General features: G+C 61.8%; 15 protein-coding genes. 10 read left to right on the plus strand and 5 right to left on the minus strand.

What is annotated here, in order from left to right:
* Positions 1-162 precede the first annotated feature (162 nt).
* On the minus strand, positions 163-9,126 hold the full coding sequence (locus BRAGE_RS0147160; RefSeq protein WP_027562647.1) for a beta strand repeat-containing protein: 8,964 nt from the start codon (positions 9,124-9,126) through the stop codon (positions 163-165).
* A 9-nt stretch (positions 9,127-9,135) separates the two neighbouring features.
* Positions 9,136-10,398, minus strand: coding sequence for a hypothetical protein (locus tag BRAGE_RS0147165; RefSeq protein WP_141263220.1), 1,263 nt, complete (start codon positions 10,396-10,398; stop codon positions 9,136-9,138).
* A 297-nt stretch (positions 10,399-10,695) separates the two neighbouring features.
* Here BRAGE_RS0147165 and BRAGE_RS0147170 point away from each other — a divergent pair, with 297 nt between their 5' ends.
* The 3 genes from BRAGE_RS0147170 to BRAGE_RS0147180 all read left to right on the plus strand — a co-directional run bounded on the left by BRAGE_RS0147170 (position 10,696) and on the right by BRAGE_RS0147180 (position 11,920).
* Positions 10,696-11,037 carry a hypothetical protein gene (locus BRAGE_RS0147170; RefSeq protein ID WP_027562649.1) on the plus strand — a complete coding sequence of 114 codons (342 nt, stop codon included), beginning with the start codon at positions 10,696-10,698 and terminating at the stop codon, positions 11,035-11,037.
* A 72-nt stretch (positions 11,038-11,109) separates the two neighbouring features.
* Positions 11,110-11,631, plus strand: a complete 522-nt coding sequence (locus tag BRAGE_RS0147175) for a hypothetical protein (protein WP_027562650.1) — start codon at positions 11,110-11,112, stop codon at positions 11,629-11,631.
* An 85-nt stretch (positions 11,632-11,716) separates the two neighbouring features.
* On the plus strand, positions 11,717-11,920 hold the full coding sequence (locus BRAGE_RS0147180; protein WP_035730794.1) for a zinc ribbon domain-containing protein: 204 nt from the start codon (positions 11,717-11,719) through the stop codon (positions 11,918-11,920).
* Between the two features lie 10 nt (positions 11,921-11,930).
* Here the strand turns inward: BRAGE_RS0147180 and BRAGE_RS0147185 are convergent, their stop codons facing one another.
* The 3 genes from BRAGE_RS0147185 to BRAGE_RS57710 are packed head-to-tail and all read right to left on the minus strand — an operon-like array spanning position 11,931 to position 12,585.
* Complete coding sequence (locus BRAGE_RS0147185) at positions 11,931-12,179, minus strand: hypothetical protein (protein ID WP_027562652.1); 249 nt, start codon at positions 12,177-12,179, stop codon at positions 11,931-11,933.
* Positions 12,172-12,402 carry a hypothetical protein gene (locus BRAGE_RS0147190; RefSeq protein WP_027562653.1) on the minus strand — a complete coding sequence of 77 codons (231 nt, stop codon included), beginning with the start codon at positions 12,400-12,402 and terminating at the stop codon, positions 12,172-12,174. Before BRAGE_RS0147190 ends, BRAGE_RS0147185 begins: the two co-directional genes overlap by 8 nt.
* A gap of 60 nt (positions 12,403-12,462) precedes the next feature.
* A complete protein-coding gene (locus BRAGE_RS57710) occupies positions 12,463-12,585 on the minus strand; it encodes a hypothetical protein (RefSeq protein WP_283808078.1) in 123 nt (40 codons plus the stop codon).
* Between the two features lie 219 nt (positions 12,586-12,804).
* On the opposite strand from BRAGE_RS57710, the gene BRAGE_RS0147200 reads away from it, so the two are divergent.
* From BRAGE_RS0147200 to BRAGE_RS51485, 7 genes are all read left to right on the plus strand, one after another.
* Positions 12,805-13,191 (plus strand): hypothetical protein, encoded by a 387-nt coding sequence (locus BRAGE_RS0147200; protein WP_027562654.1) that lies wholly within the window; start codon positions 12,805-12,807, stop codon positions 13,189-13,191.
* Between the two features lie 388 nt (positions 13,192-13,579).
* Positions 13,580-14,917, plus strand: a complete 1,338-nt coding sequence (locus BRAGE_RS52055) for a sensor histidine kinase (RefSeq protein ID WP_159073957.1) — start codon at positions 13,580-13,582, stop codon at positions 14,915-14,917.
* The gene (locus tag BRAGE_RS0147210) at positions 14,914-15,552 is read left to right on the plus strand and encodes a response regulator transcription factor (RefSeq protein WP_027562655.1); all 639 of its coding nucleotides are present in this window, start codon (positions 14,914-14,916) and stop codon (positions 15,550-15,552) included. The genes BRAGE_RS52055 and BRAGE_RS0147210 overlap by 4 nt, the downstream gene beginning before the upstream one ends.
* 104 nt (positions 15,553-15,656) lie before the next feature.
* Positions 15,657-16,034 carry a response regulator transcription factor gene (locus BRAGE_RS0147215; protein WP_231164119.1) on the plus strand — a complete coding sequence of 126 codons (378 nt, stop codon included), beginning with the start codon at positions 15,657-15,659 and terminating at the stop codon, positions 16,032-16,034.
* 860 nt (positions 16,035-16,894) lie between these two features.
* On the plus strand, positions 16,895-18,013 hold the full coding sequence (locus BRAGE_RS0147225) for an efflux RND transporter periplasmic adaptor subunit (RefSeq protein ID WP_084334743.1): 1,119 nt from the start codon (positions 16,895-16,897) through the stop codon (positions 18,011-18,013).
* Complete coding sequence (locus tag BRAGE_RS0147230) at positions 18,010-19,086, plus strand: efflux RND transporter periplasmic adaptor subunit (protein WP_027562659.1); 1,077 nt, start codon at positions 18,010-18,012, stop codon at positions 19,084-19,086. The genes BRAGE_RS0147225 and BRAGE_RS0147230 overlap by 4 nt, the downstream gene beginning before the upstream one ends.
* Positions 19,083-22,175 carry an efflux RND transporter permease subunit gene (locus BRAGE_RS51485; protein WP_035730798.1) on the plus strand — a complete coding sequence of 1,031 codons (3,093 nt, stop codon included), beginning with the start codon at positions 19,083-19,085 and terminating at the stop codon, positions 22,173-22,175. Before BRAGE_RS0147230 ends, BRAGE_RS51485 begins: the two co-directional genes overlap by 4 nt.
* The last annotated feature ends 18 nt before the right edge of the window (positions 22,176-22,193 follow it).

The following is a 22,193-nucleotide window of genomic DNA, read 5'->3' on the forward strand; positions in this document are numbered from 1 at the left end:
TTGAAACCGACTCGGTTTCCGGATTGAAAACGACTCGATCACCCCGTTTTTCGCTTTGAAAACGACTCGATCGCGTAAGCCATTCAAAAAGCATCAGGAATCTACGCGGATTTTTCGGCGCGCCGGCCGTTTTGAACGGCCTGCTCGCAGGTGTCTTGTCGCTCAAATCAGGTGATAGTCCTGGCCGGCAACGAAGCTGGAAAGCAGCACTCCGTTCAGGACGATGTTGGCCGAGTGCGACGCGTCCCAGGCGATGTGCACGGTGGTGTTGCCGCTGGCCTGGGTGAGGGTGACGGTAGGATCCGGATCGCCGGCCAGGCGGACGATGTCGATGGCGTCCAGCCCATGGGTGAAGCCGTAGATCGTGTCCGCCCCGTCGCCGTAGGCATACTGCAGCGTGGCCTGGTCGTTCGTGCCGGGGTGGTCGAAATAGAATTGGTCGTTGCCGCCATTGCCGATGATCAAATCGTGGCCACCGCCGGTGTGGATGACGTCGGTGCCGGAGGTTCGGCCGACGATAGTGTCGTTGCCGGTGTTGCCGTAGACGGTGCCAGTGTTGTTGACGACGACATTGTTGCCGGCTCCCAGATGCAGTTCGAAGCTGGTATTTTCGAATGCGTCGCCGAAATCACTTCCGACGATCTTGGCGGAACCCGTCGCAACGATGACGTCCCCCAGCGCGTCGCCGGCCTTGCCGACCGTTCCGGAGATCCAGATCGCCGATGTCGCATCGGAGTACGATAAGGTTTGAGAGACCATCCGGATGATGTCGGCACCAGCTCCGCCGTGTACGACATCACTAGCCGACCCCGCCGAAACGTCGATAACGTCGTCGCCGGCTCCGCCCCAGACGGTTAAAGGCGCAGTCGAGGCGACCTGGATGCTGTCGTTGCCGTCGTCACCGTAAATGTTGACCGGATCTCCGGTAGTAGTCAAAGCTCCGGTGACATAGATCGCATCGTCGCCGGCGCCGCCGTGGATCGTGCCGATGCCGGAAATATGGTCGTTGCCGGCGCCGCCGTCGATGTAGTCCGTGCCACCGTTACCGAAGATGAAGTTGTCGGCGGAATTACCGAAGATCATGTCGGCCAGGCTACCGCCCTGGAAGGTCTCGAACTCGCCCGTGACCAGGGTCTGGCCGTGGTCTGCGATATTGGCCGTCGAGGTACCGCTGTAGACCTCGACGGTGCTGGTGCCGCCCGGCTCGGCCCAGTGGAAGTTCACGTAGCCGGTCGTGGTCTGGTAATCGAGAATGCCGCCGCCGGCGCCGAAATCGATGAAATCGTAACCGTCGTTGCCGGGGTGGATGATGTCGTAGCCGTCCCCGCCGTAGATCGTTTCCTTGCTCTGGATCGCGAAATTGGTGTTGCTGATCACATAGATGTTGTCGTCGCCAGCGCCAGCATAGACCGTGTTGATGTCGTAGGCGCTGAGCCGGACGGCATCGACGTAATCGGTCAGATGGAGCTCTAGCTTGGCCGACCCCAGATGTGCGGCGTCGCCGATGTAGATGAGGTCGGCATCCGCAAAGCCGCCGATGCCGATGTAATAGGATCCGCTGGAGTAGAGCACCACCGACGACGGGGACGCGCTGTAGTCGAGGACGAGGTCGTCGATATCGGTGATGGTATCGGCACCGGCGCTGCCGTAGACGATGTCGTGGCCGGTGCCGCTGTCGATCGTGTCGTTTCCGGATCCGGTGATGATGACGTCGTCTCCGGCGCCGGAGGTGATCGAGCTTGCGGCCGTCGAGAGGCCGGTCAGCGTGTCGTTGAACGAGCTTCCGACGACGTTTTCGACGTTGATGATGGTCGTCCCCGCTGCGGCTCCGCCGGTGAAGCCGGTTTGGAGGTTGATAACAACGGCCGAGGCCGCATCGTCGAAATAGACGGTATCGACGCCGAGTCCGCCGTCGATTACGTCGTTGCCGCCCCTGCCGTAGATCTTGTCATTGCCGGCGCCGGCGTCGATCACGTTCGCTCCGGACGTGCCGTAGATCGTGTCGTCGAACGACGTGGCGATGATGTTCTCGAAATTGGTGGCGGTGTCGGAACTGCCGTGGGAAATGACGCCTGTGGCCAGGTTGGCCGTCAAGGCGGTCGTGTTGTCGACGTAGGATATCGTGTCGATGCCGGTGCCGCCGTCGGAATGGTTCGCGCCGGCGCCAGGAAGGACGAGATCGTCCCCGGCGCCCGCGTTGATCGTGTCGCCGCCGGCCAGCCCAACGATGACGTCGTTGCCCGACGTCCCGGTCAGCGTGTCGATCCCTGACGTGCCCAGAATGGTCGCCGTCGGAATCTGCAGAAGGGTCACGTGGATGGCTTGCTGCACGTACTGGCCGGCCGCATCGGTCGCCTTGATGACGATGTCGTACCCAGCGGCTTCGGCATGGTCGAGAAGAGTGCCGTTCGCGACGGTCAATGCGCCGCCGGCGGACAGGGCGAAGCGGCCGCCGGCGTTGTCGATCAGCGTCCAGGAAACGGTATCGGAGGTATCGGGATCGATGACCTTCAGCGTTCCGACGGAGGTTCCGTTGGCGGCGTGTTCGAGAACGGCCCCACCCGTATTGAAATAGGGTGAGTACGGAGTGTCATCGGTGCCGACAAAGTTGACGCCGAGAGTGGGAAAGGCGCTGCCGCCATGGCCATCGTCCAGACGAGTCCAATAGCTATCGACGCCTGTTCCGCTCTTGATGGCGTTGATGGCGCTAGAGCTCAGGATGATCGTGTACGTGCCGTCGGGCTTGATGACGGCGGCGCCATATGTGCCGCGGTAGACTGAATCGGCCGGCGCCTGATTGTATCCGGTCCAGAATTGCCCGTCGCTGAGATTTGGATCGGTCGCCGTCAGCGTACCGGTAAGAACGCCGAAGACATCTTGACCAGAGGTTTCGGTGACGACTGTAGCGGACGGCTGCGGAGAGGACGGGTTGCTGTTGACGCCCATCACCTGCAGCGTCGCGGTTGCGTGAGTGGCCGGCAGGGACGAACCGACGATGTTGACGTCGTACTCGAAGGTGACGGTGGTGTATTCACCCACGGATAAGTAGGTGAACTGACTCCTGTCCATGGTGATGGTGGAGCTGCCGGCGGCATTGCCGACCGCAACGGCGTGGCCATCGCTCGACGTCGCCGAAACCGAGCCCGCGACGATCGCGTACTGGTAGGTCACTCCCTGGTCGGGCGAGGAGACGTTCGTCAGGCCGTTGAAGCTGTAGGTATAGGTGGCCGGCGTGGTGCCGTTCAGAATCAGACGAGGCGCAGACACGTCCACTTCGCCGATGACGGTCATTGTGGCAGTGTTGTGGATCGTCGTCTGGCCGTCAGTCACGTCGTAGTTTATCGTGATGAGGTCTGACTGGAACCATTGCAGGTAATCAAACTGCGAGGGAGCGAAGACGAGAAGGCTTCCCGCAACACCGAAGTCGATAGCCTTTCCGTCCGACGCCGTCACCGTCGGGGTCCCCACGATGGAAAGAGTGGACTTCCCGTCCGGGTCGTCTGCCGTCTCCAGCAGATCAATCATTTCGAAGGCGACTTGATTCGCGTTCACGTTGCCCACATCGATAGGAGAAATCGTCGGCGGGCTGTCCACTCCAGTTACTGTTAGAAAACGCTGGGAGAGCCAGGTCCAGTTTTGACCGTCGGTGACGGCGTATTCCACCGAAAACCAGTCGGATTCTCCGGCATGCAAGTAGCGGAATTCCGATGGATCGAGGGCGATCTCGGTGCCGTTCATATCGGCGAAATGAGTGCCCGTCGGACCCTGTACAGTGACCGAGTTGGCCACGATCGACAGTGTGTCCCCCTGATCTGGATCGGACGCCCCTTGCAGTAAGTCGAAATATTGAATGGGATCGCGTTCGGATACGGTGATTGCAGGCAGATTCACAGGGATAGGTGCGTCGTTCTCACCGGAGACTTCGATTACCTGCTGCCCCGCTGTCGAGGAGATGCCATCTGTCACGACATAGTTTACCGTGAGTTCGACCTTTTGGTTTGCGCCTAAATAAGCGAACTGCGAGGGATTGATTCCAAGGCCATCGGCATAGTCGTAGAGCTGCACTTGATGTCCGTCGCTGGCAACGACCGACAAGCTGCCTGGTACGAGCGCGAGCGCGTCGGAGTTGTCGGCGTCGGTAGCTGTCTTAAGAAGGTCGATGAAAGTTAGCTGGTCTCGCTGATCCATCTGGATCTTGGGAGCCTCGATCTGAGGCGCTTCGTTCGTGCCGGTCACGACGAGCGTGGCGGCACCGGGCGATGACAGTAGGCCATCCGACACCGAGAAATAGACCGTGACCGTCGTCTGCTGGCCGTTGCCGAGATAGGCGAACTGCGTTGGGTCGAGAGAGATGCTGTGGTCCGTGACGTCCGCGACGACGGCATGGCCGTCGCTCGACCAGAGGGTCGGGACCGAGGCGAGGTGCAACGTGTCCGCGCGATCCGGGTCCGACGCGTTCTGCAGCAAGTCGATGGTGAGGGGCGCCGCCGTTTCCGACACCGTTCCGGCATCGATCGCAGTCACGATCGGCGCATCGTCGGCGCCCTGGATCGAGATGGACACCGGCGTGTCGACGGCATGGCCGTGGCCGTCGTCGAGGGTTACCACGGCCTTCACCTGGATCCGCTCGCCGCGCGACAGGAAGTCGAGGTTTCCGTCGATCGGCGCGAACGCCCAGGCGAGCGTGCCGCTCTGCGCGTTCGAAGGATCCGGCGCGATGGTGAATGCCGACGCGATGGCCGCCTGCTGCGCGGCGGTAAGCGTGACAGGACTTCCAGAGGCGTCCAGGTAGGCTGCGACAACCGAAGAGATGCTCGCGGTTGGAGCGTCGTAGTAATCCGGATCGGTGAAGGAGATGACGCCCGACGCCTGGTCGTGCGCGAGGCTCCCGGTGATCGCTGCGGCTTCCGAAATCTGTGCGAATAGGTCACCGTGGGACGCAGTGACCACCGGCGGCTGGTTCGGCGGAGTTTTGCTCAGCGAAATGGTGACGTTCTGGAGCGTGGTGCCGCCGTGGCCGTCGTCCAGCGCGAGCTGCCAGACCTCGTTAACGACCTGCCCGGGAGCGAGCCCCTCGAGGTAAGTGTTCGGGGCTTCGTAAGACCAGTCTACGCGGCCCGGAGCCGTCCCGCCCGTGCTGTCGGCGGCGAGCGAGGCGGCGAACATTCCGACCGGCGTCAGGCCTGCGTCGGACGAGAGGAACGTGTACGAGAGGACGTGAACGTCGCGGGTCATGGCGTCGACGAAGGACACGCTGCCGGATGCAGCTTCCGTCGCCGTCTGGTGAGTGTCCGCAACCAGGAATGCAGAAGTCGTCGAGGCCGAAGGGTCGACGGACGTCTGATCCGGCGGCCGTCCGACGACGACGGTCAAGGTCTTGCTGTCCGACTTGCCGTTGTCGCCGAGAAGGGAAATTTGCCAGTGTTCGACGTGCGTCTGGCCGTCTTGCAGCGCATCGAGTGCGGTGAGGTCGGGCGCGTACGAAAGCATGTAGGAGCCGGCGCCCGGCGTCGGCCACGAGGAATCCTGCAGCATGGTCGCCGAGACCTGTCCCCAGTCGCTACCGCCCTGGTCGAGCGATGTCACCGAGAGCGTGTGGTGCGCGCCGAAATTCGCGTCCATAAAAGTGCCGGTTTCGCTCGCCGTTGCGCCAGATTGGGCCATCAGCGTCGCCGGGGCATAGAGGAACGGCGCAGCATTCGGGTTGAATGCGTAGCTGGTGATCGCCACGGTTTGATGCACGACGCCACCGCGCCCGTCCGCGACAGCGACATCGAAGCTGTGGGTCGTGTTGCCTTCGACCGCGATCTTCGAGTTCTGGATGAAATACTGCCAGCGGAGCTCGCCGGCGCCAGTGCCGGCCGTGTCCGCAACGATCGAGACCTGGAAGTAGCCTTGGTCGGTCGCCCCGCCGACCTGCTTGAAGGCGACGGAGTGCATCTCCTTCAGGTCGGTGTCGGAGAGCAGGATTTTTCCGGATGCGATCTGGAGGTCGTTGGGATCCTGACCTTGGATCACCGCTCCGGACGAATCCGCGACCCCGATCTGGGTCGTCGCCGACGGCTTCGCCGCGATCGTGACGACCACGTCCTTCGGCGCGCTCTTCATGTCGAACTGATCGACAACCCACAGCTTGTAGGTCTCCTGGATGCTCGTTCCTTCGGCCATGCGCAGAAAGGCATCGTCGTCGACGACGTAGTTCCAGACGACGTGCTGGCCTCCATCCGGATTCTGCTGCACTTCGGCCGAGAACTTGCCGACGGGCGGTTTGCCCGTCGAGGAGGAGACGAAGCTGTAGGTGGCGGTCTCGATGTCGCTGGCGTAGGTGTTCGAGATGGCGATCGAGCCGGAGGTGGACGCCGTACCGTTCGCCGCGGACTCCATGGCCTCGCCGACCGTGCCCGTTGCGGGCGTCGAGCCGTCCGCCAGGCTTGCCGTCGCGGCATATAGCGTCCCGCCGGTGGACTCGCGCACGAAGAAGGTCGTCTTGTAACCATTGTCCTTCTCGGAGATCGTTACCGCGTAATACTCGTTACCCCAATATTTTGCGTCCGGATTGGGGGTGTAGGTGAGCGCGATGGCGCCGTTGGTGTGAATCGGAATGACGCCGTTTTTGTCCGGGTTGAGACCCAGGCTGGTGGCGGTCTCCTTTTGGACCGCTGCCGTCAGCGTCCCGTGATGAGCAGCAGCGCCGTAATATTCGACTTTGACCTCATGGTTGTCGCTGTTTTCGTCGTGGAGGGTATACAGGTTCGGAGCGCCCGGCGTGGCGCTCGCCCACAGCGTGCCGCCGTTATTGTTCTCTCCGTAGTGATCGAGCGCCAAGGGCGTGTTGTTGATGAACCCTCCAGCGCCGAACAGGCCGTAGTCGTCCTCCCAGAACGTCAGCGCCTGAACCCCGTGAAGATCGACCTCATAGGGATCGACGACACCCGGACTATGATGCAATTTCGCGACCCAGTCGTTGCCCTTGCGAGTGACGGACCAAAACTGCCAGCCCAGCGGCAGTTCGACGATATTGAACCCGCCTTCTCCATCGATGAAGTCGCCCTCATTGACGCCGGTGATGAAGTTCGTGCCGGCGTAGAGGGTGATCCGGTCGGCGTGAAACCCGGCGCTTGAGTTCATGTTGAAGTAGTTGACGAAATTGGGGTTCCACGGTGCGATGATCGATTCCACGTTGGTCGCCACGTCGTGGCGATATCCGTCGAGGTCGTCGGAAACGACGTAGTTTTCCTTGATGATCGGACCCAGGTCTTCGTGATAGCGGATTTCCTGGATCAATCCGAACTTGATGGGGGAGTTCGAAAAACTGTAGTCGAGGGTGTCCCATCCGGCGCCGCCGTCGATGAAGTCGCCCTTCCCGCCGCCCTGTGGCTCGTTGCCGAGCATGAGTGTGTCGTTGCCGTCTCCGGCGAAGATATAGTCGGTTTCCGAGGAGCCGTAGATCTCGTCGTTACCGCTGCCGCCAAAGATCATGTGGCTCTTGTCGGCAACTTCCTCGGTAGGGGCGTAGTTCATCGAGGCGCCTGCCGCGCCGTCCTGCACCACCAGAACCTTCCACGGCAGGGTCGGCTCGCTGAACTTCGAATTCCACGACCAGCCCATGGCGGTGTTGAGGTTGCGGTCGACCATCGCTTCGAATGCGTTGTCGATTGCCGCGTGCGCGTCGTCGATGAGGGAGTAGTCGGCCAGATTCTTGTCGTTGAACTTGAAATCGTCGGTTCTAACGATGGCATAGTTGCCGTTCGGGCTTGCGACGTCGTCTCCGTTGTGGATCGGATCGAAGACGTAGCGAGCAGCAGGATCGACGGAGAGGGTGCCATCGGAAGCGCTCGAGTGAATGCCGTCCCGAACCACCCGGATACCCAGTTCGAGGAGGGCTCGGTGGATCAGCTCATGGTCGTTGACCAGGTCAGACTTGAAATCATACTTGGGCAGGCCGCCGACACTGAGTCCGGAAGAGGCGGTACCGTACTCGATCTTTTGGAAAGCGGTTTCGAAGCGCCCTCGGAAGTCGTCGTCGAGCCAAAGTGCGCGGTACAGGATGCCGGTTTGTTGGCCTCCGCCAGCGACCTTGCTGGTGATGGCGGCTCCGTTGATGTTGGCTGGGTCCGTTCGGTCGTGGTCGTTGGGTCCGGCGATGATTTGACCCTCGTCCCACAGCGCGTTTCGGAGAGCCGCGTCGGAATTTGTCAGTTGTGCGAGCGAAGGCTTGGTCGTCGAAGCGTCGTTTAGTGATGCCTCTTTGAGAAGAAGTGCGATGAGAGCCGGATGGTGGAGCGATATGGAATCGCTTGTGCTTCCGTCGCCGATGCCGGCGTTCAGCGTGGTTACGGCGAGTCCTACGCTGTCGAATTTGCTTGCCACCTTGCTGATGCCGAAGGAAAGCCAGTTGTTCGACACCGAGAGTACCTCGCCGGCCACTCGGTAGGCCTGAACGAGGTTCGCGTTCGTGAGGTTTTGCAGGTAGCCTGCCATGTAGGCCGCGGCCTTTGACGTTACGGCAGGGTTGGCCGACGTCAGGCGAGAGATCACGTCAGACGTCATGGATGCGGCGCTGTCGATGATGCCGGAAAGATTGAGCTCTTGGGCCGCCTGCTGGTACGCCATGGTCCAGAGCTCGAGAGCGAACGGAGCGGGATCGTAGGCGTACGTCTGCACGCCGTAGAGCGCGCCGGCGAGCAGCGCGAGGCCGCCTCCGAGCGATTGTCCGACCACCGTAACGTTGGCGTTGTTATCTCTGGCGGCCAGGTCATTCACTGCCGTCATCAAGGCTTGGAGGTCTGCAACCTGCCTGTGAAGATCGGTGCCGGCCCCCAGCGCGGCGTCGGAGCGCAGGTCGCCGGCGTCGAAGTCGAAGGTCGTGCCTCCCAGGTCCGTGCCGCGGAAGGCCACGACATAGTTGGCGCCGACCTTGATGACTTGGGCGGCGAAGCCATCACCCGTCGACGAATAGATCATGCCTGTGTCGGAGTTCGCCACAAGGCTCGAAGGAAGAGGCGGTGATACGATCGATGGGATGCTGTCGAAGATCGCCTGCAATTTGAGCGGAATGTCCCGCGGATCGCGCTGATAGACTTCCTCGGAGAGGGCGGCATAGATCGCAGCAAGGCTGAGTGTCATCGTCTGCCCTCAATGAGCTCGAGTGACGTAGTAGGTGTATTTGTCGTCTTCGAAGAAGCGTTCGGTGGCCTGGGCCATGAAGCGCGCGCGTTTCACTTCCCCGAAGATCGGCTCTCCGTTCGCGCGGTGTTCGACCACATGCTCGCCCATCTCGGGTCGTGGCGGCATCTCGCCGACCAGCGGATCGCGCTGGCGGCAATACAGGAAGCCCTGCATTTCCGGCCTCAGATCGAGGTTGAAATAGAAGGAGGATGGATCTGGCGTTTTACCGGGGGGCGTCGAGTTCAGACCGTCCGGAATGTGCGAGAACGGAAAGACCGGCAGTGGGCGTCTGCCGGATTTGTCGATCGAGCCGTGCGCTCTCGTCGGCACCGATTCACGGTTCTCATAATTCCCATATTGTTTGGGCGAAATTCCATCGACCCAACTGTACGGCTTCGTTTTGTAGGCGAAGATGTCAGCATCGACTTCGCGCAACGCCTCGCGGTGCCCGGCCTGTTCGGTGGCTCTCCAGCTCCAGAAATGTGGATGGCCGGACGGCCAGATCTCGGCGATGCGAGGAACGATCTCCGGCGGGAAGGCCAGCCGCTCCACCCCTTCGCAGGTCTGCGAGATGTGGCCCCAGCCGAAGGTGTCTTTCTGCGTGAAGCCGAGAGGACTGGTGATGTCTTTCGAGGGCCGAAAGCCGTCGGCAGCATGCTGGACCCAGTTCCGGAAGTCTTCTGGAGTGCCCGTCTTGATCGAAGCTCCGCGGAATTCGATCTTGGCGACGGGGCTGCGGTAGGCATCCTCGGTCGCGTAGAGCAGGCCTTCGGAGATGTCGTCGGCGTCCTCATACCAGGAGGCGTAAGGGAGGAGATCCGGAGGCACCCTGCCGTTGGCGGTCGTCTGACCGTCGCAGGCCCGTGGGATTTTTACCACGATGACGTGGTGGTCCTTCGTCACCTTGGGAAACCGATCTACTGCGCCGAAGTGGCTGTCAGGCTCGAGTTTGCCGCCGCCCAAGGGACCGAGATCGACAGAATCGCCCGTGGCGTCTCGCGCGTATTTCGGCTGACACGGCCGCACCAGGTCGAAGTCGACCACCTCGCCGGTGGCCTTAACCACGTACTGCGCTTTGAAACGGAAGAAGGCGTTGTCCGGAAAGACTTGGCGCAGGAAGAACTGAGCCGTCGCGGGACCTGCGACTGCCAGCGTCACGGCGATTGCGACGGCGACCGCGACGAAGCGGAGCACGCAAGAGCCAGCGGTAGCGACGAAACGACGACGCATTCACAGTTCCACGAATTCTAGGACATCACGACGCGGTACAAGCGAAACGCCACCGAATTCGCGGAAGCCATCGCCGGAGCTCCGCGGGAGAATTCTGCAGGATCTGGAAATCCGATTTCAATCCCAAAGAGCGCTGTCGGGTTCGCTCTACGCAGATTTTTGGAGGCGATGGGAAGCTAAGTTTTCTTCGCGACGACTTCCGTCAACAAATGTTGCCGCAGCGGCTGCGAATGAGACCCATGTGAAACCTTCGCCGGCTACTCCGTCACGGTGCCTTCACCGAACGGAGCGATTGCCATGACATCACGACGTACCGATTTCGCCGACTTCGTCCTCGACCTCCTCGACTTCATGGAGGAGAAGCTGAAGGAGGCGCTGCGGGGCGAGACCTCGAGGGTCGGCGCTGTCAACGAGGCCGCCGGCACCGTGGCGCCGCTGCGGGACCGCCTTCGCGAGAACGAGCTGGTGCAGACCCAGTTCATGCTGGTCTTCGACAACGAGCTCTATGAACCGCACGCCACCGGACGCTGGCGCGACCTGGCGCGGATGCCCCGCGCCGACTTCGAAGCGGAAGTCGAGGCGTTCCTCAAGACTGGCGGCACGTTCGCGGCGCTGCGGGCGGTCGTGGGCGCGGCCTAAGGATTCGATCGATTTCGGTTGGGCCCCGACTCGGATAGCCTGGCGCCGCTGGTCGAGACGCGGGACCCTTCGATGGCAGCCGATCCGAAGCCGACCAGGAAGAAGCGCCGGCGCAGCCCGCGCGAGCCGGACGTCTACTACGTCGTCGCGATCGATGGCTGGGACTGGAGCTACTCGCTCAGCCTGAACACGGATCGGAAGGCGGTCGACCCCTATCATGAATTCCGGCATCTCCAGGTGCGGGGCAGGCTGCTGCATCCGAAGGGGCTGAGGACCGACCGGATCGTGCTGACGTTCCTGCCGTCGAAGGATTTGGAGCCGGAGGCGCGGAAGGCGCTGCGGCCGCTTCTCGTCGGATCCCTCGACGGCTACGGCGACGAGATCACCGGCCTGTTCTCGTTGCCGGAGGATGCGCTGCCGCCGATCCTGCAGATGATGATCGCCGACCGGTTCAAGTTCTTCGTGGCGCACGGCACGCGGTTTAGCCATCGGCGGGCGACGCTCAACGGCTTCCGGCTCGAGATGAAGATCGATCCGGACGATCTTCCGGAGGGCGTTGAGTTGCCGTTGTCGAAGCCGATGTCGGTACCGTGATCGAGGCGCTCGATCAGGACGCCTTTGATCTCTTGAGAGGCTGCGGGATTCCGCACTATGCTCGAAGCCGCAGGGGACGGCTCAGATGTCGACGACGACCTTCGACGTGCGAAAGCCTTGTCCGTTGTGCGGCAAGCCGATGAAGCGCATGCCCGACGACGCCGCCAAGGGCCGCGATCGCTATGTTTGTACGAATTGCGATGGCGTAGATCCGCTGGACGTGGATCCGCTGGAAAATCCTGTCGCCCGGAGATGGGCTGACGGTCCGCTGAAGCTGCCGGGCGCTTGAAGGGTCGGCGTTACAGCGCGCTCAAATCGTCCGGCACGTCGCCGAATTTCCGGATCAGCGTGGCGTCGCTGAAGTCGCCGCTGGACGGGTCTCCCGTCCGCGAGAAGGCGATGGCACCGGCGTGACCGGGCTTGCGCGACAGCGCTTCGGCCCGCATCACTGCCGCATTGGCGCTGAAGCACTCTGTCGCCTCGCCGGCGGCCACGCCGTCGTCGGAGAAAACGAACGGTAGAGCGACGTAGTAGGTCACGTCAGTCATCTGCCTCATCCTTGCGTTCTCGCGCCCCTGGGAGCCGTCCCCGGGCGTAGCCGGTCGACACCTTCGTCCGGAGTTCGTCGAGCTGGGTCTCGAGAAAGTCGTTCGCTACGATCAGGGCCTTCACGGCCTCCCGCGCGTCGCCGCCGCAGGCCGCGATGGCCTGGTCGGCGGCGGTTTCCAGCTCGACGGCGAGCGGCGCTGCGGCTTCCGAAGTTGCGGACATGTCGTATTGTTCCCTTTTTGTTCGCAGAGAGTCAAGCCGAACAAGGGGCCGGGACCGGTGCTATGCTGGGCGATGGATCGACAGATCGTGCTGCAGCACTTGGCCATGGCCAAACGCCATGTCGCCCAAGGGATAATTCACCTGGCGAAGCAGGAAGCGCTGATCGTCGAGTTGGAGCGCCACGGGCATGATTCCGCCGACGCCAGGGCGATCCTCGCCACCATGAACGCGGACCCAGGCGAACCACGTGCAAGATCGCGACCGCATTCTGAAGCAATTGGAGGCCTGACGCCCGGTTAACGACAGCACGACGACTGCGAACTGACCACGGTCGAGGCGCGCACCCTTGGGGCAATTGCGCGCCCGGGCCCGTCCATGTCCCGACCAGCAAGAGCGTGTGTCATGCGTACTGCTATTCCTCTCGTCATCTTGATCGCGATCTCGTCGCAGGTCGCAGTCGCCGGCGTAAAGCGGCATGCGTCGATTCCGGAAGCACTGCGGGGATCATGGGCGACGAGCGCGGATGTCTGCAACGGCGCGGACAAATCCGGCGTCGCCCTAGCAGCCAAGACTTATGCCGGCCCCGCCGGGAACTGCACCGTGATGTGGGTGAGCGAAACCCCTGGCCCGCAAGGTGCTATCTACTCCGCCCATTTGCGCTGCCCGAACAAGCGCACGCAGCAGCAGGGCTGGTCGGAATCCAATCTGGTCATCCGGCCCGACGACACGAACAAAATTTCGGCCGGCCCCAATTTCAGCAGCCTCAAGACGTATCAGCGGTGTCCATAGTCTCGCCGCTGCGTTTGACCATGTCGGTCAACCGTCGCAATCTTGTCGCGCTGGCCGGGCCCTGCTCTAGCACCGCCGCCGAGCCATTTCGATCACCCATCGCGCACCCGAAAGCTCACCCGATGCAAAGCGTGACCGAGCTGCTGCCCAGGGCGCCAAGCTTGTAGGCTCCTAGGCGAACTGCCCATGAGCGACCGCAAAGGCTGCTCTCGGAGTAAAACCGGACCTGACAGGTCTCGCGGTCGGAGCGCCGCCGCTTGAGCCGAGTCGCGAGCACCTTCCGGCCATAGGCTTAAAGACCAGCAGGTGGTAATCTCTTTATGCCAATTCGCCGCTAGACGACTTTGAGGCGGGCGGTTTCAGGCGGAGGCCTGCCATGAGGGGGAGAGTGCTGGTAAAGCGCGCCGAGAAGGAGCCAGTTTCCCGCGGCAAGAAGGTGGCCTTAAAGAGCCGCACGGCCGAACCTTCGCTGGACGAACTCCTGGCGTTTGAACGGCTGCTTTCTGATCTCTCCGCTCGCTTCGCGAACGTTGGCGCTGACCAGGTCGTCGCGGAAATCGAAACCGCGCTGAGGCAACTCTTCAAGTTTCTGGGCTTTGCTCGGGGTACCTTTGGGGAGTTCAGCGACGGAGGCCAACTTTCTATTCTGTGCTCGGCGGCGGCCGAGGGCTTAGAACCGGTTCCGCGTGGCCCGGTCACGGATTTCAGAAAATGGGCTGAAAGAGAACTATACTCTGGACGTACCATCACGTTCCGCTCATGGGACGATTATCCCGTGGAGGTACGTGCAGCCGTTGACGAACACTATCGCCAACGCGGCATCGTCCCGCAGCTCTTAATTCCACTGACCGTGGATGGCAACGTCGTTGCGATGATCGCCTTTGTTGCGTTCCAATCCAGTCGGGAATGGCCGGACGAGTTCATCGCACGGATAAAAGTCATTGGAGAAGTGATGGCCCAGGCGCTAGTTCGTAAGCGCTCCGAGGCCGAGCTTCGGGCGACGCAGTCTGAGCTTGCACGGGTTAGAGGCCTCACTGCAGTGGGACAGATGGCCGCGTCGATCGCGCACGAAATCAATCAGCCGCTCGGGGCAATCGTAACAAATGGCAATGCGGGCCTGCGCTGGCTATCGAATCCAAGGGCGGATCATCTCGAGCAAGTTCGCACCGCGCTCGAGCGCGTCGTCAGGGAGGGCAATCGGGCGAGTCAAGTCATCAACGGCATTCGGGCGATGTTCAAGAACGATAGCCGAGAAAAGGCCACGCTGGACGTCAACCATCTGATCCGCGAAGTGCTCGCGATACTGGATTCCGAGTTGCGAAGCGATCAGGTTCAGGTCCAGGCCGAGCTGATGCCGGACCCGTTGCCAGTGTTCGCGGATCGTGTGCAACTCCAGCAGGTTGTCGCCAATTTGATTGCAAATGCGATTGAGGCCATGAGCACGGTTAGCGGTCGCGCGCGGACACTGCGAGTAAGAACTGCGATCAGCAAACCTGATAGCGCCTTGATCAGCGTAGAGGACTCCGGACCAGGAATTGATCGGGAAAATCTCGGCCATATCTTCCACCCGTTCTTTACGACGAAGCCCCAGGGCATGGGAATGGGCCTCGCGATCTGCCGGTCGATCGTCGAATCTCATGGTGGAAGCCTCTCGGCGTCGCCGGGGCATCCACACGGTGCCGTTTTTCGCGTTGTTCTGCCGACCGGGAGGGTGGACCGCGCATGAAGAAAGACGAACTCAAGAGCCAGTCGGTCGTTTTTGTCGTCGACGACGACAAAGCCATGTGCGACGCGCTCGACAGCCTGTTTCAATCGGTCGGATTAGAGGTCGAGCTGTTCGCTTCCGCCCCGGAGTTCCTTGCGAGCAAGCGTCCCGACGTCGCCAGTTGCCTGGTGCTTGATGTCCGGCTGCCCGGACCAAGTGGACTGGATTTCCAAGCGGAATTGGCCAAGGCGAACATTCACATTCCAATCGTCTTCATGACCGGCCATGGCGACATACCGATGACTGTGCGGGCCATGAAAGCCGGCGCGGTTGAGTTTCTGCCCAAACCATTTCGTGACCAGGACATGCTGGATGCAGTACGGGCCGGCCTTGAGCAGGACCGACACCGACGCAAGGACGCGAGCGATGCCTCCAGATTGAAGTTGAGTTTCGATTCCCTGACTCCGCGCGAGCAGCAGATCATGGGCTTCGTGGCCTCTGGTCTGATGAGCAAGCAGATCGCCGACGAGATTGGAGTCAGCGAAGTCACGGTGAAAGTCCGCCGCGGCAGCATTATGCGAAAGATGGGCGCAAAATCGCTCGCCGAGTTAGTGCTGATGGCAGAGGCATTGGGCGTTCGCCGCAAGCCGAAATAATCTCCAATATACTTATGTATATTCCATCAGCCTTGGTTCCTTCTGCTTCCCAATGCACAGTGGCGCGATGCGCCTTGGAGCACCCCCAGCAAGGACGCCGGAAGTTGAAGGTTCCGTTGATCTCCATTGTTGACGATGACGAACCTAACCGAGAGGCCACGGAGGCCCTTGTTCTGTCGATGGGTTACACCGTCGCGACCTTCGCTTCCGCTGAGGAGTACCTGCGGTCCGATTGCGTTGAGAGCTCATCGTGCCTGATCACCGATCTGCACATGCCGGGTATGAGCGGAGCCGACCTGCAGGATCGGTTGATAGCCGACGGCTGCCATACGCCGATTATTTTTGTAACCGCGTTTTCCGAAGAGAAAATTCGCGCGCGCGTATTGGGAGCTGGAGCGCTCGGCTTCCTAAGCAAGCCCTTCAATGATGAATGCCTGATCCGATGCCTGGACAAGGCACTCAAGAGCACCAGGGTTCGCTGAACACCTAGTTCAACATCGTTTCTGCGGCCTCCGCTCAAACACGCCTGGTCACCGCTTCCCAAGGCCACATGTTCGGCCGGCGAAAACATCGGGGCTATACCGACGTATAGGGTTCTTTACCTTTTCGACACTGATCATTACCCACGTACACTGGATCGCATGGCGCGACAGTTCTAGTCTCCTCGTCAAGAAAAAAAGACAACTCGATGGGGAGCGCGACATGGCCACGAGCGACATGGCCGCGAACACCGCAACCTCTCGGAAAGAGTTGGCTATCAGCGCGGCGAAGCTTTCGCGCCGGGCTCGGCAAATTTCAGAGTGGGAATTGTTCGACCGCGTTGCGGATATCGACAGGCTCGCGATGCAGCGATTATTCGAAGACGTTAAGCTCGGGAAAGGCACTATCATGTCTCATCGAAGCGTCTTACTTGCGGCCGTTCTACTCGGCGTCGTATCTATTGTGACTGTTTCCTCCGACGCATTTGCGCGTCCCGGACGTGGGTTTGGTGGGGTCGGCGGCCCCGGAGTGGGAGCCGGTCGTCCCGGCGTTGGGGTCGGCCGTCCCGGCGTCGGCCACGTCCATCACGTCCATCGCCATCCCGTAGCTCGCGGTGCCGCTGTCGTAGGCGTCGGTGCTGCCGCCGCCGGAGCGTATTACGCCCGCCCCCAATGTGGATATTACCCTTATCCACCGTGCTACTAGTTTGCCGGCCGGACCGTCGGTGGAGTAGCCGGCGGACCGCACCGTGCGTCACTGCAGCACAAGAGGCCACGCCAACGATAGGTGGCATCCAATGCGATCCGTGTCACGGTACGTATCGGGCCAGTTCAGCTTGTCTCGCCAACCTGAGCGAGTCGCCATGGCTCATCGCGCCCGCTGTTGCTTGAGATCTCGCCCTCAACGCAGCTTCCCAATCGCCTGCTTTTTGTCAGTTGCAGTCTCGCTGGCGGGCTGTAGCGATCGGAGCGGCGGATCGTCCAAGGCGCCGACGCTGGTTCGCACTGAAACGGTGCGGCTCCAGGATCGCCAGGGCTCGACCACGCTGACGGGCGACGTTCAGGCCCGGGTCCGCGCTGAGCTTTCCTTTCGCGTCAGCGGCCGAGTGATCGAGCGGTTGGTGGATGTCGGAGCCCACGTGAACGAAGGCGACGTGCTGGCGCGCCTCGATCCGACCGAGCAGCAAGCCGATCTCGACGCGGCGATCGCCAAGGTGGCCGGCGCCGAAACCGAGGTCCGCGTCACCTCCGCCACCTTCACTCGACAAAAAACCCTTATCGCGCAGGGCTTCACCACGCGATCGTCGTACGAGCAGGCGCAGGAGGCGTTGCGCACGGCGGAGGCGTCGCTCGATGCCGCCAAGGCCGAGGTCGGCACCGCAAAAGATAATTTGAGCTTTACCGAGCTGCGCGCCAAGGCCAATGGCGTGATCACAGCACGCAATATCGAAGTCGGTCAGGTCGCCCAGGCGGCGCAGTCGGCATTTACGCTGGCGGAGGACGGCGCCCGGGACGCCGTGTTCGATGTGTATGAGTCGATTTTTTTCGGGCAGCCAGAGAGTAGTGCCATCACCCTGACGCTGGTGTCGGATCCGGCCGTCAAGGCGCAGGGGCGTGCACGCGAGGTCTCCCCGACCATCGATCCGAAGACGGCGACGGTGCGCGTCAAGATTGCGATCGACAATCCGCCTGCAGCGATGACGCTGGGAAGCGCGGTCACCGGGACGGTGCGTTGGAGGCCAAAGAATCGCATCGTTCTGCCCTGGAGTGCGATGACGGCCGACGGCACCGCGCCCGCGGTCTGGGTCGTTGACTCCGCAAGCAACACGGTTTCGCTGAAGCCGATCGTTGTCGATGACTATGAGACCGGAATCATCGTGATCAAGAGCGGGCTGCAGCCTGGTGATCGCGTCGTCACCGACGGCGGCAAGCTGCTCAGCCCCGGACAAGCGGTGACATTCGACCGGGAGGGCGGGGCATGATGAAACCCGGAATTCGTGTTAGTGCAATGCTGAGCGTCTGTTTTGCGGCGGCCGGATGCCAAGACGAAGCGGCCGCACCTGGACCGGTGCGCCCGGTGCTGTCGACTGTGGTCACGCCGGGCCAAGCCGAAGGTGGCGTCGTCGTCGGCACCGTCGAGCCGCAGTTCAAAACCGATCTGAGCTTCCGCGTGCAGGGACGGCTCATTGCGCGCCCGGTCTACATCGGCGACACGATCGAGAAGGGACAGACCGTTGCAGCGATCGACCCGACCTCGCTTGAACTCGCAGTACGCTCCGCGATTGCAGACGTGTCGAGCAGTCAGGCCAAGCTGACCAACGCCAGCGGTTTCGAGCAACGCCAGCGTACGCTGCTCAAGACTGAGGTCATCAGCCAAGCAGATATGGAAAGCGCCGAGCAATCCACCGCCTCGGCGCAGGCCACCTTGGTCCGCGCTCAGGCCGATTTGACCAAGGCGCGCGAACAGCTCGGCTACGCCCAATTGAAGGCGGAATTTGCCGGCGTCGTCACCGCGGTTGGTGCCGAGGTCGGCCAGGTCGTGTCATCCGGCCAAACCGTCGTGACGGTCGCGCGCCCCGAGATCCGCGAAGCCGTCGTCGATGTCGCCGACGACGTGGCCAGCACGTTGCGGATCGGCCAGCCTTTCACGGTCGGCCTCCAACTCGACCCCGCGATCCAGGCCGAAGGCCGGATCCGCGAGATCGCACCACAGGCCGATGCCGTGACGCGCACGCGCCGCGTCCGCATTACGCTCGACAATCCTCCCACGACATTCCGGCTGGGGACGACGGTGATGACACCCGTCACCAGCAGCCATCCGACGCTCCGACTGCCGGTGTCGGCCATTCTCGTCAAAGACGGTAAAACGCTGGTCTGGCTGGTCGATCCGTCCAAAGACACGGTGGCATTGCGCGAGGTCACCAGTTCGGCTGACGACGGCGGCGGCGCACGTATCGTCGCCGGCATCGAGGAAGGTTCGCGCGTGGTGACTGCGGGCGTGCACAGCCTTGTAGACGGCCAGAAGGTCCGCATCGATCAGGAAGCCAAGCCGTGAAGAAGTCATTCAACCTGTCCGATTGGGCGCTCGAGCACCGTTCGCTGGTCTGGTATTTCATGATCGCGTTCATGGCTGCTGGGCTGTTTTCCTACATGCAATTGGGGCGCGAGGAAGATCCCGCGTTCACCATCAAGACCATGTTGGTTCAGGCGCAATGGCCCGGCGCGTCCGCGGAGGAGATGACGCGTCAGGTCACCGAGCGGATCGAGAAGAAGCTCGAGGAGCTGGAATCGCTCGACTATACGAAGAGCCTGACCGTCGCCGGACAAACAACCGTTTACGTCAATCTTCGCAACGACACCAAGGCGCGGGACGTGGTTCCGACCTGGGTGCGTGTGCGCAACATGATCAACGACATCAAGGGCGACTTTCCGCAAGGCGTGATCGGGCCAACGTTCAACGACAGGTTCGGCGACGTCTTCGGCAACATTTACGCGTTCACCAGCGACGGGCTGAGCCAGCGTCAGCTACGCGACCGGGTCGAGTACGTCCGCTCCAAAGTTCTGACCGTGCCGAATGTCGGCCGGGTAGATATCATCGGCGCGCAGGATGAAGTCATCTATCTCGAATTCTCCACCCGCAAGATCGCTGCACTAGGGCTCGATGAGCGCGCGATCCTGACCTCGTTGCAAGAGCAAAATGCAATCGCGCCCTCGGGCGTTCTGCAGGCGGGGCCGGAGCGGATCAGCGCGCGCGTCAGTGGACACTTCACGTCCGAGGCCAGCCTGAAGGCGGTCAATCTTCGGGTTAATGACCGGTATTTTCCGCTCACCGATGTAGCCACGATCACGCGCGGCTATGCCGATCCACCATCCAACCTGTTTCGCTTTAACGGAGAACCTGCGATCGGGCTCGCTATCGGCATGAAGGCCGGCGCCAATCTGCTGGAATTCGGCGCCGCGTTGAAAATGGAAATGACCAGGGTCGTGGCCGACCTGCCGATCGGGGTCGGTGTGCATCTGGTATCGGATCAACCGGTCATCGTGGATCACGCGGTGTCCGGCTTCACCAAGGCGCTATTCGAAGCCGTCGTTATCGTGCTTGCCATCAGCTTCCTTAGCTTGGGGATGCGGGCTGGTCTGGTGGTTGCGATCTCGATTCCGCTAGTGCTCGCCATTACTTTCCTGGTCATGGCGTCCGCCGGCATCTCGCTGCAGCGCATTTCGCTCGGCGCGCTGATCATCGCGCTCGGCCTGCTGGTGGACGACGCGATGATCGCGGTCGAGATGATGGTGGCGCGTCTGGAGGTCGGAGATACGCTCAAGAAGGCGGCGACCCATGTCTACACTTCGACCGCGTTTCCGATGCTGACCGGAACGCTGGTCACGGTCGCCGGTTTCATTCCGATCGGGCTGAACAACAGCAATGCAGGCGAGTTCACCTTCACGCTGTTCGTCGTCATCGCGGTGTCCCTTGTCGTGTCGTGGATCGTCGCGGTGCTGTTCACGCCGTTGCTGGGCGTCACGATCCTGCCGGATACGATGAAGAGCCACCATGGGCACAAGGGCCGGTTAGAGCTCGGCTTCTCCCGTCTGCTCGGCTTCTGCATGCGCTGGCGCTGGGCGACCATCGCGATCACGCTTGCGGTGTTCGGATTGTCGCTCGCCGGCATGGGCTTCGTGCAGCAGCAGTTTTTTCCGGCGTCCGATCGGGACGAACTGATTGTCGATTTTAGCCTGCCGCAGAACAGTTCGGTCGCCGAAACCGATGCGCAGATAGCTCGCTTCGAGCAGGAGGCGCTCAAGGGCAATCCGGGAGTCGATCATTGGTCGAGTTATGTGGGGCGAGGCGCGCCGCGCTTCGTGCTGTCCTTCGACGTGCAGCCGGCCGACCTGTCATTTGGTGAGATCGTCATCGTCACCAAGAGTCTGGAGGCGCGGGACCGCGTCAAGGCTGAGTTGCAGACCTATCTGAAGAAGACGTTTCCGGGCACCGACGCCTTCGTGAAGCTGCTCGAGATCGGGCCGCCTGTCGGCCGGCCGGTGCAGTTCCGTATGAGCGGTCCCGACATCGCCGGGGTACGGGAGTATTCCCGACAACTGGCAGGCATCCTGCGCAGCAATCCGCATCTCGGCGACGTGGTGTTCGACTGGGCAGAGTCTGCGCGCGTCGTCAAGGTCGATGTTCTGCAGGACAAGGCGCGGCAGCTCGGCGTCACCTCCGAGGACATCGCGACGGCGCTGAACGGCGTGCTGGACGGCACCACAGTCACCCAGGTGCGCGACGATATCTACCTGATCAAGGTGCTCGGGAGAGCCAAAGCCACCGAACGCCGTTCGATTGAAACGCTGCGGAATCTGCAACTCACCGGCACCAGCGGTCAGGCCGTGCCACTCGCCGCCGTGGCTACGCTGCGCTACGAAATTGAGCAGCCGACGATCTGGCGGCGCTCGCGCCTGCCAACCATTACGCTGAAGGCAGGCATTCTGGATTCAGTGCAGGCGGCCACCATCGTCGATCAGCTCAAGCCGCAACTCGCGGCATTCACCGCAAAACTGCCGGCCGGCTATTCGGTGGCGACCGGTGGCAGCGTTGAGGAGAGCGCCAAGAGCCAGGCCCCGATCGTCGCCGTGGTGCCGCTGATGCTGTTCATCATGGCGACGATTCTGATGCTGCAGCTTCAGAGCTTCCAGCAGTTGTTCCTGGTGTCCGCGGTCGCGCCGCTGGCCTTGATCGGCGTCGTGGCGGCGCTGCTGCCGAGCCGGGCCCCGCTCGGCTTCGTCGCCATCCTCGGCGTGCTGGCATTGATCGGGATCCTGATCCGCAACTCGGTGATCCTGATCGTGCAGATCGAGCAGTTGCGCGACGAAGGGCGGCACGCGTGGGACGCCGTCGTTGAAGCAACCGAGCACCGGATGCGGCCGATCATGCTGACGGCCCTGGCGGCCAGCCTCGCGCTGATCCCGATTGCGAGCGAGATATTTTGGGGGCCGATGGCGTATGCGATGATGGGCGGCATCATCGTCGGCACCGTGCTGACACTGTTGTTCCTGCCGGCGCTATACATCGCCTGGTTCCGGATCAAGGCGCCCGCCGATCCGCAAGCGCAACCTGCAGAACCGAAGGCTGAACGAGAAGTTGCATAATATCCAACGTCGGTACAA

Source organism: Bradyrhizobium genosp. SA-4 str. CB756 (genome assembly GCF_000473125.1).
Classification (GTDB): Bacteria; Pseudomonadota; Alphaproteobacteria; order Rhizobiales; family Xanthobacteraceae; genus Bradyrhizobium; species Bradyrhizobium arachidis.